We start from the raw sequence: 14,357 nt of genomic DNA, 5'->3' as shown, positions 1-14,357 counted from the left end.
GATGCTTTCAGCGGATGAAACCTATGCTTCGCTTGCCGGCGCCTGGCGGCTGATGCTCGGCAAGGCCGACGGATTTCGCCTGCTCGACCTTTCGGCGGACGGTTTCTGGAACTCCTTTTTTGCCATCGTCGTCGCGGCGCCGGCATTGATCGTCGGCTGGGTCGGCATTGCCAACGAGATCGGCGATCCCGACGCATTCGTCGGCCGTTTCAGCATGTTGATCCGGCTGGCCACCGTCGATATCGGCGCCTGGGTGCTGCCGCTCATCGGCCTGGCCCTGGTCGCGCCGCGGGTCGGCGTCGGCAGCCGTTTCGTCCATTATGTCGTCGCCAGCAACTGGGCCTCGGCGATCATCGCCTGGATGATGCTGCCATCGGCGTTGATCCGGCTTTTCCTGACATCGGCCAACGAAGTCTCCGGGCTGGTGTCGCTGCTGCTGTTCGCGCTGTCAATGGTATTGACCTGGCGGATGACCAACGTTGCCATCGGCAGGGGTGCGGCTGTCGGCAGCGCTGTTTTTGCCGGCATGTTCGTGGCGTCGCTGATCGTCCTGTTCGGCCTGCAGGCGCTGCTCGGTATCAGCGTGCCGGATCAGCCAGGCGTCGGATAATCGACGCCGACTAGAAACAGCCCGTCGGGCGGCGCCACCTGACCGCAGGCCGCACGGTCGCGCGCCTCGAGCGCGGCCTTGAGGTCGGCAATGGCCCAGCCGCCTTCGCCGACACGTTTGAGCGAGCCGACCATCGAGCGCACCTGGTTGTGCAGGAATGACCGCGCCGAAGCGCGGACTTCGATGAAATCGCCCGCCCGGCTGACATCCAGCCGGTCGAGCGTGCGGACCGGGCTGGTGGCTTGGCACTGGGTCGAGCGGAAGGTGGTGAAATCATGCCGGCCAAGCAGCACTTTTGCCGCTTCGTGCATGGCGGCGGCATCGAGCTGCTTCGGTACCCACCAGATCTTGCCCTTGTCGAGCGCTGCTGGCGCGCGGCGGTTGACGATACGGTAGAGATAGTGGCGGCCAATCGCCGAGAAACGCGCATCGAAGCCATCCGGCACGACGGCGGCCTTCAGGATGGCGATGTGCGCCTTGGCCGCTTGCAGATGCGCGTTGACGGCGTCGCGCACCTTGTCGCCGGGCCATGCCTTGACCAGATCGACATGCGCCACCTGAGCGGTCGCATGGACACCGGCATCGGTGCGGCCGGCGGCGCGCAGAGAGACCTGCTCGCCGCAGAACTTCTCGATCGCCTGCTCGATCGCCTGCTGCACCGAAGGCTGATTGGCCTGGCGTTGCCAGCCGGCAAAGAGACTGCCGTCATATTCGATGTCGAGGCGAAAACGCGGCATTCCCGGATCGAGGCGAAATCAGGCGGCGAGGGCTGAGCCGAAGGCCGAGGCGTAGACCAGCCTGCCGGTCTCCGGCGCCTCGCCCCAGGCAAGCGCCTGCAAAGCCTCGCCTTGGTAGTCGCTCTCGAATTTCGCTGCACGGGCGCGGCTGTAGCCGAAGCGGCCATAGTAGGCCGGATCGCCGAGCACCACAGCGAGCGTCTCGCCGGCGGCTTTCAGGCGGATATGGGCCTCGCGGACCAGGGCACCGCCGATGCCGGTGCTGTGGAACGACGGCTCGACTGCCAGCGGCGCCAGCGCGACTGCCGGGAAGCTCTTGCCGCCATTCTGCACGAAGAGCCGTGAAAACAGGATATGGCCGACCACTTGCCCGTCTTCGTCCGCCACCAGTTCGACGACGGCATCACCGCCGGTGACCAGCGCGTCGACCAGTCCGGCCTCCGCCTGCTGGCCGAATGCGTGTTCTTCGACAAGGCGGATCGCCTCGCGGTCCCGCGGCGTCGCCGCGCGTATGGACATCATGCTCATGACAATTTCATCCCTTTTTCGAGCTTGGCCCCGCGCAGAAACTCCTGCGCGGCAATGGGCCTTCCGCCCGCACGTTGAACTTCGACCAGCCTGATCGCGCCTGACCCGCAGGCAACCGTCAGCCGGTCATCGAGAATTCCTCCCGGTTCGCCGGCGCCTTGCGAGAGCGTCGAGCGAAGCAGTTTCAGCCGTTCCATGCGGCCGCCGATTTCGGCCTCGCACCATGCACCGGGAAAGGGCGACAGGCCGCGAATCTGGTTGTGCACGTCGCCGGCAGGTCGCAGCCAGTCTATGCGAGTCTCCGATTTATCGATTTTCTTGGCGTAGGTCACCCCCACCTCCGCCTGTGTGGTAAATGTCAGCGTATTCCGCTCGAGCCGTTCGAGCGCTTGCACCATCAGCGCAGCACCCAGGATCATCAGCCGGTCGTGCAGATCGCCGGCCGTCATGTCGGGTCCAATGGCGCATTTTTCAACCATTGCCACAGGCCCGGTGTCGAGGCCTTCCTCCATCCGCATCACCATCATGCCCGTCTCGGTATCGCCGGCCATGATGGCGCGCTGGATAGGGGCAGCGCCGCGCCAGCGCGGCAATAGCGATGCGTGGCCATTGAGGCAACCGAGCCGCGGCGCCTCGAGAATAGGTTTGGGCAGAAGCAGCCCGTAGGCGACGACCACGGCGACATCGGCGCGCAAGGTGCGGAACGCCTGCTGCTCCGCCTCGCTCTTCAGCGACACCGGCGACCGCACCTCGATGCCAAGCCGCTCCGCCTCACGCTGCACCGGCGACGGCGTCAGCTCGAGCCCGCGCCGGCCTGCGGCGCGCGGCGGCTGCGTGTAGACGGCTGCCAATTCATGCCCTGCCCCGGCGATCGCTCGCAGCGTCTGCACGGAGAATTCGGGCGTACCCATGAAGATGACACGCAGGGGCATTCGTCGACCCCTATCCCACCATCTTGCCCGGCGCCTTGTCCCTGGCGAGCTTCTTGAATTTCTTGACCACCATGTCGCGCTTCAGCTTGGAGATGTGGTCGATGAACAGCACGCCGTTTAGGTGGTCGATCTCATGCTGCAGGCAGGTCGCCATCAGCCCCTCGGCCTCGAGCTCCTGCAGCTTGCCGTCGCGATCGAGATACTTCACCCGCACCGCTGCCGGACGCTCGACCTCGGCATAGTAATCCGGGATCGACAGGCAGCCTTCCTCGTAGACCGAACGCTGGTCGGAGCTGTCGAGGATTTCGGGATTGATGAAGACGTGCGGTGCCGGCGTCTCGTCCTCCTTGGCGAGGTCGATCACCAGCAAGCGCAAGGGTTCGCCGACCTGGATCGCCGCGAGGCCGATGCCGGGCGCGTCATACATGGTGTCCAGCATGTCGCCGGCCAGTTTACGCAAATCACCGTCGACACGCTCGACCGGTTTTGAAACCTGACGCAGGACGGGATCGGGGAGGATGATAAGCGGCTTGATCGACATGGCGTCTCACCTAAGACCTCGCAGGAAAAGCGTCAACCGGGACGCCTTCTGGTCGTTCACGTTTTGATCTGTGCCGCCAGACCGAATCATCTATGCTGTCGGCATGAACGATCTGGCCACCATCCTGTCCGAACCTGTCGCCCGCCTCGGCGCCACCACGATCACGCTCGGCCATGCCCTGGGTTTCGGCGCAATGCTGTTCCTCGGCCTGTTCGTGGCGCTCGTCATTGCGCTCTGGCGATCGGCCAAGGCGCGTGCAATGGCGGCCGCCGAAGCCGCCGACCACGCCCGCGACGCCGAGGTGCGGATGGCCGGCATCTTAGCAAGCCAGGCGGAAATGCAGGGCCGTATGGGCGCTATCGCCGAAGTGTTCGGGGCGCGTCAGGCCGAACTGACCCAGTCGATCGGCCAGCGCCTCGACGCCATGACCGGCCGCCTCGGCCAGACCATGACCGAGCAGACGAGATCGACGCATGAGAGCCTCGCCAAGCTGCAGGAGCGGCTGGCGGTCATCGATATCGCGCAAGGCAACATCCAGTCGCTGGCCGGCCAGGTCGTGCAATTGCAGGCGATCCTTTCCAACAAGCAGACGCGCGGCGCCTTCGGCCAGTCGCGTATGGAAGCCATCGTCGCCGACGGATTGCCCCACGGCGCCTATGAATTCCAGGCGACCTTGTCGAATGGCAGCCGGCCCGACTGCCTGGTGAAGATGCCGAACGGCGCACCGTCGCTTGCCATCGATGCAAAGTTTCCACTCGAGGCCTGGAATGCCATCCGTGCCGCCGAAGGCGCCGACCTGCAGAAGTCCGCCGCTCAGGCTTTCCGCCGCGACATCGAGGTGCATGTCCGGGATATTTCCGAAAAATACCTGATCCAGGGCGAGACGCAGGACACTGCCTTCATGTTCGTGCCCTCGGAATCGGTGTTCGCCGAAATCCACGAGAATTTCGAGGCCGTTGTCCAAAAGGCGCATCGATCGCGGATCGTCATCGTCTCGCCATCGCTTTTGATGCTGTCGATCCAGGTCATCCAGGCGATCCTCAAGGATGCCCGTATGCGCGAGCAGGCGCACCTGATCCAGGGCGAGGTCATCCGGCTGATGGAAGACGTCTCTCGGCTCGACGAGCGGGTGCGCAAATTGCAGACGCATTTCGGTCAATCGGCCAAGGATATCGAGGACATCCTCGTCTCGACATCGAAGGTGACCAGGCGCGGACAAAAGATCGAGGCGCTGGAGTTTGGCGTGCAGCCGGCGGAGGACACTGCTGGGTCGAATGGCAGCGGAGCAAAAGCGGAAAGCAGCGCGCGTGTTGCCGATTCGAAAACCGGGCAGCTGAGGCTAAGGGTCGTCGAAGGCGACGATTGAGAGCTACGCCGGAACCGGAGCCGAGGCTTCGCCCGGTCTGGCGCTACTGCTCCTCGATGATGGTTGTGCCTTCGAATTCCGGCAGCCAATGCAGCGCCGAGCGATGCCAGATCTGCTTTCTCGGCACCAGTTGATCGCGCTGCCATGCCGTGCCGACCCTGATGCCGTAAACCTTCGGTCCCGCGCCCGCCGACGTGGCGTAGAGATGCGAGCCGCACTCACCGCAAAATGCCTGAGCGCGCTTGGCACCACTCGAACCGGTCTTGATGTAGATTTTCGGCGCGCCCTTGGTGATCGTGTAATTGTCCTCGGACGCCGGCACGGTGACGCGAAAGGCCGTTCCGGTTAGCTTCTGACAATCGATGCAGTGACAAATGGTGGTCTTTTCCGGATCGACCTCGGCCTCGTAAGTAATGGCGCCGCAATGACACCCGCCGTCGATTTTCATCTTCGTTCCTCCTGGAGCTTTTGCGCGCAATCATAACCGGGACTGCCCGATGGCGCAGCCATTTTCCTCAGGCCGGCTCCCCTCCGGACGCCGCCAAGGCCTTGCTCCGCCGTTCCCAGGTGCCGGTGGTCTGCGGCTTGACGAACAGGCGCGTGACCTCCGGCATCTCCGCCTTCAGCCGTGTCTCGAGGCGTTCGACGCAGGTCTCTATCTCGGGCGCCGACAAGTGGTCCTCGAACTCGATGCTCAGAGCGGCGACGATCTCCTGAGGCCCCATATGGAGCGTCAGTACGCCATTTGCCCGCTGCACCGCCGGGTCCTGCTGGACAATGGCCAGCACTTTCATTTGCACCTCGGGCGAGGCCGGCTCGCCGAGCAGCAGGCTCTTGCTTTCGCGGGCCAGGAAGATCGCGGTCGCGCCCAGGATCAGCGCGATGCCGATCGACGCGGCGCCGTCGAGCTTCGGCATGTCCAGCAGTTCCGCCGCCAATATGCCGGCGAAGGCGACAACGAGGCCGAGAAGTGCCGCGCTGTCCTCGAAGAGTACGGTGTAGACACTCGGGTCCTTGCTGAGCTGCACCGCCTCGAGCCAGCCGTGGCTGCCTTTTTGGTGGCGGAACTCGTTCAGCGCCACCAGCCAGGAGGTGCCTTCGAACAGGAAGGAAAGGCCAAGTACAGCGTAGTTCACCTTTGCGTTGGCAATCGGCTCCGGCGCCATGATGTGCGTCACGCCTTCGTAGAACGATATGCCGGCGCCCAGTGCAAAGACGAGGAGCGCGACGATGAAGCTCCAGAAATACAGCTCGCGACCATGGCCTAGCGGATGCGTCCGATCGGCCGGCCGGGCGGCGCGGTGCATGCCGTAAAGCAGCAGGCTGCCATTGCCGGTATCGACGAGCGAGTGGACGCCTTCCGAGAGCATTGCCGAGCTGCCCGTGAACAAGGCAGCGGCGAATTTGGTCAGGGCGATCGCAAGATTGCCGGCGAGCGCCGCATAGATCACTTTTTTCGACCCGCCATGCGCCGCCATGGTGTGCTGCCTTGGTTGATGCACCGAGATTAGCGGAGCACGCCCACGCTCCACAGCTCGAACAACGCCCGAAGTGTCGAGTTGTTCAAAAGGGCAGCGCGAGAGGCTATTCGATGACCTCCTCCGTCCAGACCTTGAAGCCAGCCAGCGCGCCCGGTCCAAAAATGTGGGTGAGTGGGACATCGGCGGCATCGCGTCCGGAGGCAATCAGGATGCGGCCGATGCGCGGCGCGTTGTTGCGCGGGTCGAACGCGTGCCAGCGGCCGCCGAGATAAACCTCCATCCAGGCGGCGAAATCCATGTCCGACCACGGCTTTGGCAGGCCGATATCGCTGATATAACCGGTGCAGTAGCGGGTCGGGATGTTCAGGGCGCGGCAGAAGGCGACTGCGAGGTGGGCAAAGTCGCGGCACACACCACTCTGCTCGCGATAGGCTTCGGCTGCGGTGCGTGTCGGCCGTGCATTGAAATAGTTGAAGACGATATGGTTATGGACGAAGTCGCAGACCGCCTGGACGCGCGGAATGCCGAGCGGGGTGTTGCCGAACAGCCGCCACGCTTCGTTCGCCAGCACATCGCTCTCGCAATAGCGGCTGGGTAGCAGGAACAGCAGCGTCTCCGACGGCAGATCGCGCACCTCGTGCTGCCAGGCCGTCAGGTCGCGCGCCTCGAAGGAGCCGGGGTCGCGGATCACCGCGTCCGTGCCGAACGCAAAGCGCCCGGCCGGCGCAACAAGACGGTTGCACCAATTGCCGAAACTGTCGCGGTAGCTTTCGATCGGCACCGGCGGGTTCGACGTCAGGAAGTCCGGCCGCTCGAGATCGGATGCGCGCGAATAATGGACGTTTAGCATCGCGATCAGCGGTGTTTCCTGCGGGAAGTCGAAGCTCATCTGGCAACCGATGTGGATTCGCATTGTCGTCCTGACCGGCCTGCCCGATCATCAGCCGGCGAAACGCAGGGCTGATGCTGCAGTGCGAAGAAGACCATCGCACGGACCGCCGCGGTTTACGAGGGAATTAGAAAACCAGTTGACAGCCATCGGCCAAGGCGCTCGCATGGCAACGGCCTCTTGCAGTCGAACGTTTCTCTTGTTTCACTTCGCCAGACGTCAACCGGAGGAACGAATCATGGCTAAAGGTGCGATGAAGGCAGGCAAGGAAGCCCGCAAACCGAAGAAGGACGCGAAGAAACCCGCTCCGGCGCCGGCCCTGAAGGCACCGCCGGTGAAGGCGATGAAGCTCAAGGACAAGTAGGGCCGCGACTACCGTTTTGGCTTATTTCCACCGGCCGCAAATGCGGCCGGTGTTATTGTTCATTAAGCGCACGAGCATCCCATATGGATGCAGCGAAGATAGTTTTTGCGCTTTTCAAGAAATCGGCCGGGAGCCATCGAAACGGAGCGTTCCGATGTCGTGGATTTTCCTGTTCTTCGCCGGCCTGTTCGAAATCGGCTGGGCGATCGGCCTCAAATACACCGACGGATTCTCGAAGCCGCTGCCGATCGTCCTGACGGTAGCCTCGATGATCGTCAGCCTGACCTTGCTCGGCCTGGCGCTGAAGGCACTGCCGGTCGGCACCGCCTATGCGGTGTGGACCGGCATCGGCACCGTCGGCACGGCACTACTCGGGATATGGCTGCTCGGCGAGCCGGCGACCGCGATCAGGCTGGCCTGCATCGCGCTTATCGTCTGCGGCATTATGGGACTGAAGCTCGCGGCTTAGCCGATTCCGACAGACCAACGCGTTCGGGGCCGCTGCAAGGCGGCCCTGATTCTTGCGTTCAGCTGATCAGCGCCGGAAGGCGCTATCGCGCGGAGAAGCCAGGCGGCGTCCTGCCGGTGCGCTGCTTGCGCGCCGCATAGCGTGCGTCACGCTTGGCCTTGCGTTCGGCCTCGTCGGCAAGAAAACGGGCGATGCGCTCGTTCTCTTCAGCTTCCCGGATCTTCGCTTCGGCCTGTGCGGCTTCTTCCGCGGCGATGCGTGCTGCTTCGGCAGCTGCCTCGCGCTCGGCCTTTTCGGCCGCTTCGCGCGCCAGTTTTTCCTGCTTCAGCCTGGCCTTTTCGGCCTCGCGTATAGCGCGGGCCTCGAGGATCGCCTTGCGCTCGGCCTGTCGTGCCAGCACCGCAGGATCATCTGCCGCCGGCTTTGACTTGAAGCGCTCCAGAAGCGCCTTCTTTGCCTCGTTTGCGGCATTGCGCCGCTCGAAAACGTCTTTTTCCCTGTAGATAGCCAAGTCCACTTCCCTGGAGTCAATTTGCGAGGCTTACATACGCGTGAAAACCGAGAGTTCAAGCGCCAAAACGGTATGCCAGCCATGAAATTCTGATCTGTTGCAACCGGGAGACGCCATTTCGATCGAATTCGCTGAAAGCCACCCGCACTGTTCACCATCCAGGCCTCTGGCGGCGCAGCGGACTGATCGCTACCTGTAGCGCCAAGACAAAACGCTAGGATGACACCACTATGGAACTCGGTCTCTACACCTTCGCTGACGTCAGCCCGGAACCGGGTCCCGGTGCGATCGGTGCGCATGAGCGGCTGCGCAACCTGATCGAGGAGATCGAGCTCGCCGATCAGGTCGGGCTGGACGTCTTTGGTCTCGGCGAGCACCACCGTCCCGACTATGCTGCCTCCGCTCCGGTGGTGGCGCTGGCGGCGGCTGCCGAACGAACCAAGCGCATAAGGCTGACCAGCGCGGTCACCGTTTTGTCCTCCGACGATCCGGTGCGCGTCTTTCAGCAGTTTGCCACCCTCGATCTTCTGTCCGGCGGCCGGGCCGAGATCATGGCCGGGCGCGGCTCGTTCATCGAATCCTTTCCGCTGTTCGGCTATAATCTCGAAGACTATGACGAGCTCTTTGCCGAGAAGCTCGACCTGCTGCTCGCCATCCGTGATCATGTCAAGGTGACCTGGTCGGGCAGTCTGCGCGCGCCGATCAACGATCGCGGCGTCTATCCCCGGCCCTTTCAGGACAAATTGCCGATCTGGATCGCGATCGGTGGTACGCCGCAATCGGCGGCGCGGGCTGGCGTACTCGGGTTGCCGCTGGCTCTGGCGATCATCGGCGGCGAACCGGCGCGGTTTGCACCACTGTTCGACATCTACAGGGATGCAGCCAGGCGGGCCGGCAGCGATCCGGCGAGCCTTGCTACCAGCCTCAACGTGCACGGCTTCATCGCCGACACCGCCGACCAGGCAGCCGACGATTTCTACAGGCCGCAGGCCGAAGTGATGAACCGCATCGGCCGCGAGCGCGGCTGGGGGCCGACGTCGCGGGCTCATTTCGACCAATCGCGCGGCCCGAACGGCGCCCTGTTCGTCGGCAATCCAGAACAGGTGGCGCACAAGATCATTGCCCAGCACAGGATATTCGGCAACGACCGCTTCCTGCTGCAAATGGCGATCGGCACCATGCCGCACGCCAAGGTCATGAAGGCTATCGAACTCTACGGCACCAACGTGGCGCCGATCGTGCGCCGGGAAACTGCGAAGGCCGTCGCCGCGGCAGCGCCGGTTGCCTGATTCACCAGCAAAGCCGCGAGGCGGCCTTGCCGGTGACGCCGGCTAACGGAACCTTGAAGCCGCAGAGGCGTTTTCGCCAACGGTCTACACCAATCGCGGTGTGCCGCCGAGGGTCAGAATGAAGGCCGAACCCGCCGCTTCGGGCGCAAGCGCTGCCGAAAGCCCGGATTCGCGCGTCGAGGCGCGGGCGGATGCGCATCTGATGCGTTCGCTGCTCGTCGGCATCTTCATCCTCATGGCGATCTACGCGCTTTACTTCGCCCGCGCCTTCTTCATGCCGGTCATTCTGGCTTTTCTGCTGGCGCTGACGCTGACGCCGATCGTTCGCTTCCTGCGCAAGCATGGCATGCCCGATGTCATTTCGGCGACACTGCTGGTGCTGCTTTCGTTTTGCCTCGTCGCCGTCGCGGGATATCTGCTCAGCGGCCCGGTCATCGACCTCATCAACAACACCTCGACGATCGGCCAGCAGCTTACCGAACGTCTGGCACAACTGCGCCGTCCGTTCGAACGGATCGTGGAGATTTCGCGCCAGATCGAGGGCCTGACACAGACGTCCCAGGAGCCGGGCGTTCAGAGGGTGGCGATGGCGCCATCGGGTATTCTCTCGCAGGCCGCCGGCAATGTGCTGTCGGCCGGCGCCAGCGTCACCATCGTCTTCGTCCTGTCGCTGTTCCTGCTCGCCTCGGGCACGATGTTCTATGAAAAGATCGTCCAGTCCTTCCCCAGTCTAAGCGAAAAGAAGCGGGCGCTGCGCGTAGTCTATGACGTCGAGCGTGAAATCTCGCACTATCTGCTTACTGTCACGGTCATCAATACATGTCTCGGCGTGGTCATCGGGCTCGGCCTGTGGGCACTCGGCGTGCCCAACGCGCAGGTCTGGGGCGCGGCAGCGGCCTTGCTCAATTTCCTGCCCTATATCGGGGCGCTGACCACCATCACGCTGGTCACGATCATCGCGCTGATCAGCTTCGACACGATTTCCTATGCGCTGCTGGCGCCGGCCTTCGTCCTCTTATGCGACGTCGTCGAAGGCCAGTTCGTGACGCCGACGGTGGTCGGCCGCCGTCTCGAAATCAACGCCGTGGCGATCCTGATCGCCATCGCCTTCTGGTCGTGGCTATGGGGTTTCGTCGGCGCGCTGATGGCGGTGCCGCTGCTGGTCGTCATCAAGGTATTCTGCGATCATTTCGACGGTCTCAGCCATGTCGGCAATTTCCTCGCGGCGCAGCACACGGCGGTAATCGAGAATGAAGAGATTTCCGAGCCAAAAAGGTAGCGGCTTAAGAGCCCAAAAGCGTCACTGATTGGTGTGCATATCAACGACCTTGCATCGGTTGCACATCCGTCGGGCGCACAGCGCTCTATCAACATTTTGAATTTGCCGCCCCGGCAACGGCTTCCTACATCCGTCCGGTCCACAGGAATCCCCGCCGATGACCGCTCTTTCCGTTCTCGACCTGTCGCCGATCGTCGAAGGCAGCAATGCTTCGCAGTCGCTCGCCAATTCGCTCGATCTCGCCCGTCATGCCGAGCGGCTGGGATATAAGCGCTACTGGCTGGCTGAGCATCACAACATGCCAGGCATCGCCAGCGCCGCCACCTCGGTGGTCATTGCCCATGTGGCCGGAGGTACCCGTACGATACGCGTCGGCGCCGGCGGCGTCATGCTGCCCAATCATTCGCCACTTGTCATCGCCGAGCAATTCGGCACGCTCAACGCTCTGCATCCCGGCCGCATCGATCTCGGCCTCGGCCGGGCGCCCGGCACCGACATGCCCACGGCACGGGCGCTGCGCCGCAACCTCGACGCTGGCGCCGACAATTTCCCGCAGGACGTCGTCGAGCTGATCGGTTACTTCCAGCCAGCCGAAGACGGCCAACGCATCCGCGCGGTGCCCGGCGAAGGCGAAAAGGTGCCGATCTGGATTCTCGGCTCCAGCCTCTACGGCGCGCAGCTTGCTGCCACGCTCGGCCTGCCCTACGCCTTCGCTTCGCATTTTGCGCCGGCCGAGCTCGACCATGCGCTGGAGATCTACCGCTCGCGCTTCCAGCCTTCGGAGCAGCTCGACAAGCCCTATGTGATGCTCGGCCTCAATGTCTTCGCTGCTCCTTCCGATGCCGAGGCGCGGCTGTTGTTCACCTCGCTGCAGCAGGCCTTCGTCAATCTGCGCACCGGCCGGCCCGGCCGATTGCCGCCGCCGGTCGAAGGATATGAGCGCGACCTCGATCCAATGGCCAAGACCATGCTCGGCCAGGCGCTTTCCTGCGCCGTCGTCGGCTCCCCCGAAACGGTCAGGCAAGGCATCGAGGCATTCGTGCGCCGCACCGGCGCCGACGAACTGATGGTCACAGCGCAGATTTTCGACCATGCGGCGCGGGTGCGCTCGTTCGAGATACTGACCGACGCCCACAAATCGCTGTCGGAAGCTGCCTGAGAGCTGGTTCGCCACTTGGCACTGTTGCGGGCAAGGCCGGCCTTAGGCAGGGAACATCGCGAACAGGTGTGCGAAGACATCGCGAACAGTTCGCGCGCTTTACGCGGAGAGTTTTCGATCCGTCATGCTCGTCTGTTAGACGGAAACGCGGCGTCTACTAAATGACGATCACCTTGGTGCCGATTGTGGAGCGGTTGTAGAGATCGATGATGTCCTGGTTCATGAGGCGAATGCAGCCCGCCGACACAGCTTTGCCGATGGACCACCATTCAGGGCTACCGTGCAGACGATATCCAGTGTCACCTTTCTCGTTGAAAAGATAGAGCGCCCGCGCCCCGAGCGGGTTCATGAGTCCGCCCTCCATATGAGCCGGTATGATGCGGCCCCGCTTCTGCTCGCGCACAATCATCGCAGACGGCGCGCTCCAATCCGGCCATTCGCGCTTCCTCGCAACGTGAGCAATGCCATGCCACTCGAAGCCCGCCTTGCCAACGCCGATTCCGTAGCGCAGCGCCTGACCGTCTCCCAACACGTAGTAGAGGAACTTCGCTCCTGTATCGACAATGATGGTGCCAGGCGCCTCTTCAGTCGCATAAGGCACTGTCTGCCGATGGAACTTTTGGTCAACCTTGTAGATCGGAACCGGCGGAACGCGAAAACCGGCGTCGGTGAGGCCGCCATAGGCCGAGGGGAAAGTCTTTAATGCGCCGCCGGTGGTGCAGCCGAAGAATGCGACCATCCCAGCAAGTACCAGCCCGATTAGGATCGATTTCACGCACATGACTCAAGCCGGCGCCCGTGTAGGCGATCAGCCGCATCTCGTCATATTCCTAATCCGACATGCTTCGATTGCCAAGATTTTCCTGCTTGTCGGCGGGCTGATTGTTGCCCACTTGGCTCGATCGGCGCCGCGTCCTTCAATTGCTCGGTTTTCGAACGACGAACGCCCGTAGCGGCTGCGAAGGGCCGGGGTCGGCAGGACAGAGGGAGCGCTGTCCGTCCGGCATTACAACGTTTCTGAACAGAGCCCAAGCGCTACGCGCTGACGCTTTGTGCGATCGCGCCAAGTGGCCGGCATGAATTGCGGATCATCAGGCGTCCCTTGAGCGTCAGCTTGCGCGGCGGCGCATCCCTGTTGCCGGCGAGCCGGTCGAGCAGCAGATTGGCCGCCTGTTCGCCAATCGCCTGCACCGGCTGTGCGACCGTGGTCAATTGCGGCCGGAACACATCCGACCACGGAAAATCGTCGAAGCAGGCGACCGAAATATCCTCCGGACAGGACAGGCCGATATCGCGGATGGCCTTCATCGTGCCGATCACCATCGGGTTGTTGGCCGAAAAGATGGCGCTCGGCCGGTCGTGCAGCGAAAGCAGCTGCATGGTGGCGTTGTAGCCATCGACTTCGTGGAAATTGCCGAAGCGGACGAGCTCGGGCTCGGCCGGCAGGCCCGCGGTCTGGAGGGCTTCCCGGTATCCCGCCATGCGGTCATGCATCGGCGAGATATCGAACGAGCCGGAGATGTAGCCGATGCGCCGATGGCCGAGATCGATCAGATAAGTGATGGCGTCGAACACCGCGCGCTGATTGTCGAGAACGACGGCATCGGTGTCGACACCCTGGCAAACACGGTCGAGTAGAACGACCGGCACATTGGCGTCGTCGACAATCCGTTTGAGGATCGCGCCGTCGCCGACACGCGCGACGATCAGCCCGTCGACCATCCGGTCGAGCAGCAGCCTGATCTGGTCGTCCTGCGTGTTCAGGTGCTCGTCGGTGCAGCACAGCATGACGGCGTAGCCGGCCCTGTCGAAAGCCTGCTGGATCACCGAAACCACGTCGGTAAAGAACGGGTTGGTGATGTGTGGGACGGTGAGCCCGATGGTGCGTGTGGTGCCCATCTTGAGGCTGCGGGCGATGGCGTTGCGCTTGTAACCGATGTCGCGGATCGCCTGTTCGATGCGCTGGCTGAGCTCGGGGCTGACGGTCGCGGTGCCGTTGATCAACGCCGATACGGTGGCCACGGAAACACGCGCCGCTTCGGCCACGTGAAGCATGGTCGGTGCAGTGGATTTGCGCTGCTTTTTTCGTCCTGACGCTGTCATTTTCGAAACGTTTCACCACTCCGCGGCAGCAATACGTACGGAATCTTATGGTTTTGCGCAAGAATTGAAATTGAACAATCTTAGACACCAGATATTGGC

17 protein-coding genes are annotated in these 14,357 nt (G+C 63.0%); 7 read left to right on the top strand and 10 right to left on the bottom strand.

All coding sequences use genetic code 11. From position 1 onward, the window contains the following. Position 1 precedes the first annotated feature (1 nt). Positions 2-610 carry a hypothetical protein gene (locus NKG95_RS23475; protein WP_023718193.1) on the top strand — a complete coding sequence of 203 codons (609 nt, stop codon included), beginning with the start codon at positions 2-4 and terminating at the stop codon, positions 608-610. Here the strand turns inward: NKG95_RS23475 and truA are convergent. Genes truA through def form a run of 4 tightly spaced genes read right to left on the bottom strand, consistent with a single transcriptional unit; the run spans position 592 to position 3,348 of the window. Continuing rightward, the gene (truA, locus tag NKG95_RS23470; RefSeq protein WP_023718192.1) at positions 592-1,347 is read right to left on the bottom strand and encodes a tRNA pseudouridine(38-40) synthase TruA; all 756 of its coding nucleotides are present in this window, start codon (positions 1,345-1,347) and stop codon (positions 592-594) included. The two genes, NKG95_RS23475 and truA, sit on opposite strands and share 19 nt — an antisense overlap. Before the next feature lie 18 nt (positions 1,348-1,365). Continuing rightward, entirely contained in the window at positions 1,366-1,875 is a 510-nt protein-coding gene (locus NKG95_RS23465; RefSeq protein WP_353042689.1) for a GNAT family N-acetyltransferase, read from the bottom strand. Then, positions 1,872-2,801: a methionyl-tRNA formyltransferase gene (gene fmt, locus NKG95_RS23460; protein WP_352548109.1), complete on the bottom strand. Its 930-nt coding sequence runs from the start codon at positions 2,799-2,801 to the stop codon at positions 1,872-1,874. Before fmt ends, NKG95_RS23465 begins: the two co-directional genes overlap by 4 nt. Before the next feature lie 16 nt (positions 2,802-2,817). After that, complete coding sequence (gene def, locus NKG95_RS23455) at positions 2,818-3,348, bottom strand: peptide deformylase (protein ID WP_353042688.1); 531 nt, start codon at positions 3,346-3,348, stop codon at positions 2,818-2,820. Positions 3,349-3,451: 103 nt separating this feature from the next. Here def and NKG95_RS23450 point away from each other — a divergent pair, with 103 nt between their 5' ends. Beyond that, complete coding sequence (locus NKG95_RS23450) at positions 3,452-4,714, top strand: DNA recombination protein RmuC (protein ID WP_023718188.1); 1,263 nt, start codon at positions 3,452-3,454, stop codon at positions 4,712-4,714. 43 nt (positions 4,715-4,757) lie between these two features. Here the strand turns inward: NKG95_RS23450 and NKG95_RS23445 are convergent, their stop codons facing one another. The 3 genes from NKG95_RS23445 to NKG95_RS23435 all read right to left on the bottom strand — a co-directional run bounded on the left by NKG95_RS23445 (position 4,758) and on the right by NKG95_RS23435 (position 7,108). Then, entirely contained in the window at positions 4,758-5,162 is a 405-nt protein-coding gene (locus NKG95_RS23445; protein ID WP_352484328.1) for a GFA family protein, read from the bottom strand. Between the two features lie 67 nt (positions 5,163-5,229). After that, the gene (locus NKG95_RS23440) at positions 5,230-6,192 is read right to left on the bottom strand and encodes a cation diffusion facilitator family transporter (protein WP_352548083.1); all 963 of its coding nucleotides are present in this window, start codon (positions 6,190-6,192) and stop codon (positions 5,230-5,232) included. 106 nt (positions 6,193-6,298) lie between these two features. Then, positions 6,299-7,108, bottom strand: coding sequence for a transglutaminase-like domain-containing protein (locus NKG95_RS23435; RefSeq protein WP_353042687.1), 810 nt, complete (start codon positions 7,106-7,108; stop codon positions 6,299-6,301). A 214-nt stretch (positions 7,109-7,322) separates the two neighbouring features. On the opposite strand from NKG95_RS23435, the gene NKG95_RS23430 reads away from it, so the two are divergent. Further along, on the top strand, positions 7,323-7,448 hold the full coding sequence (locus NKG95_RS23430; RefSeq protein ID WP_013528464.1) for a hypothetical protein: 126 nt from the start codon (positions 7,323-7,325) through the stop codon (positions 7,446-7,448). A gap of 154 nt (positions 7,449-7,602) precedes the next feature. Beyond that, the gene (sugE, locus tag NKG95_RS23425) at positions 7,603-7,917 is read left to right on the top strand and encodes a quaternary ammonium compound efflux SMR transporter SugE (protein ID WP_353042686.1); all 315 of its coding nucleotides are present in this window, start codon (positions 7,603-7,605) and stop codon (positions 7,915-7,917) included. Between the two features lie 82 nt (positions 7,918-7,999). On the opposite strand, the gene NKG95_RS23420 is transcribed toward sugE, so the two are convergent. Beyond that, entirely contained in the window at positions 8,000-8,428 is a 429-nt protein-coding gene (locus NKG95_RS23420; protein WP_352525883.1) for a DUF6481 family protein, read from the bottom strand. Positions 8,429-8,658: 230 nt separating this feature from the next. Between NKG95_RS23420 and NKG95_RS23415 the strand changes: the two genes are divergently transcribed. The 3 genes from NKG95_RS23415 to NKG95_RS23405 all read left to right on the top strand — a co-directional run bounded on the left by NKG95_RS23415 (position 8,659) and on the right by NKG95_RS23405 (position 12,155). Beyond that, positions 8,659-9,717, top strand: coding sequence for an LLM class flavin-dependent oxidoreductase (locus tag NKG95_RS23415; RefSeq protein WP_353042685.1), 1,059 nt, complete (start codon positions 8,659-8,661; stop codon positions 9,715-9,717). Between the two features lie 118 nt (positions 9,718-9,835). Then, positions 9,836-10,996 carry an AI-2E family transporter gene (locus NKG95_RS23410; RefSeq protein ID WP_353042684.1) on the top strand — a complete coding sequence of 387 codons (1,161 nt, stop codon included), beginning with the start codon at positions 9,836-9,838 and terminating at the stop codon, positions 10,994-10,996. A 157-nt stretch (positions 10,997-11,153) separates the two neighbouring features. Further along, positions 11,154-12,155: an LLM class flavin-dependent oxidoreductase gene (locus NKG95_RS23405; protein ID WP_352495038.1), complete on the top strand. Its 1,002-nt coding sequence runs from the start codon at positions 11,154-11,156 to the stop codon at positions 12,153-12,155. A 157-nt stretch (positions 12,156-12,312) separates the two neighbouring features. On the opposite strand, the gene NKG95_RS23400 is transcribed toward NKG95_RS23405, so the two are convergent. Further along, entirely contained in the window at positions 12,313-12,936 is a 624-nt protein-coding gene (locus tag NKG95_RS23400; RefSeq protein ID WP_353042683.1) for a L,D-transpeptidase, read from the bottom strand. 254 nt (positions 12,937-13,190) lie between these two features. Beyond that, positions 13,191-14,210, bottom strand: a complete 1,020-nt coding sequence (locus NKG95_RS23395; protein WP_023718178.1) for a LacI family DNA-binding transcriptional regulator — start codon at positions 14,208-14,210, stop codon at positions 13,191-13,193. Positions 14,211-14,357: the final 147 nt, after the last annotated feature.

Origin of the sequence: Mesorhizobium sp. M1423, assembly GCF_040317575.1 — a bacterium.
Taxonomy (GTDB): domain Bacteria; phylum Pseudomonadota; class Alphaproteobacteria; order Rhizobiales; family Rhizobiaceae; genus Mesorhizobium.
This window is presented reverse-complemented; position numbering and strand designations above follow the sequence as displayed.